Here is a 938-nt window from a genome sequence, read left to right on the forward strand (position 1 = left end):
CAAAGTGGTGCCCTGATTGATACTTGGCGTGGCGCGCTGACTTGACCTGTATACCATCTTGCCTCATAGCGGTTAAACCGTTGCCCTGCATATTGCCGGTAACTGCACACCTATAGTATAGTTTTTAGGACGGACGCACTACAGTCATGCTGATTAACAAAGCCTACAAATTTCGCATCTACCCGAATCAGGAACAGGAGCAATGCTTTGCTCACCACTTTGGCTGTGTGCGGTTTGTCTACAACCGGATGTTGGCGCTGTTCAAGGAAACGCGCCAGTTCAATAAGAAAGGGTTCGTCAAGTACCAGGTCCCGGCACCCCGCTACTTTCGCAAGGCGGAGGCACGGATTTCGCGGTTACAACAGGTTTTGGCGGCTAAGCAAAAAGGGAGTAACAACTGGCGGAAGGTAAAGAAAAAGCTGGCCATCGCCTATGAGCGGGTGGCCTTTAAGCGGGCTGACCTAGCCCACAAAATCAGTTACCAACTCACCCAGGAAAACCAACTGGTGGGGCTGGAAACGCTGAATATTCAAGGCATGTTGAGGAATCACTGCCTGGCCAAGTCTGTTTCGGATGCTGCTATCCGAGTGCTGCACGTTTACACCACCTATAAGGGCAAGTGGTACGGAGCTGCCGTTCAATTCATTGAGGGCTGGTTCCCGTCCACCAAGCTTTGCTGGGATTGCGGGTCACTGAACGACAATTTGACGCTCAGCGACCGAGAGTGGACGTGCCCATCGTGCGGAAGGCAGCATGTTCGCGACGTGACCGCTGCATGGAATATCCTGCAAGAGGCGGTTCGTCTTTTACCGGGGAACCCGGAATTAAGCCCCTAACCGGGGTAGAAGCCTCGCCCTTCTAGGGCGGGGTTCAGTTCACCCATGRAGCCTTAGAGGCATCACGCAGCTGCTGCTGGAACCGGGCAAGACTCTCAGAAC

At 53.6% G+C, this 938-nt stretch carries 1 protein-coding gene; it reads left to right on the plus strand.

Annotation, left to right across the window (positions count from 1 at the left end; translation table 11 throughout):
* The first annotated feature begins 146 nt into the window (after positions 1-146).
* A complete protein-coding gene (locus tag L5470_RS13365) occupies positions 147-836 on the plus strand; it encodes an RNA-guided endonuclease TnpB family protein (RefSeq protein ID WP_499500260.1) in 690 nt (229 codons plus the stop codon).
* Positions 837-938 lie beyond the last annotated feature (102 nt).

It is taken from the genome of Synechococcus sp. PCC 6717 (assembly GCF_022698185.1).
Lineage (GTDB): Bacteria > Cyanobacteriota > Cyanobacteriia > Thermosynechococcales > Thermosynechococcaceae > Thermosynechococcus > Thermosynechococcus lividus.

Coding starts and splice junctions, on each gene's coding strand:
- L5470_RS13365 (WP_499500260.1), top strand. CDS start 147: ATGCTGATTAACAAAGCCTACAAATTTCGCATCTACCCGAATCAGGAA.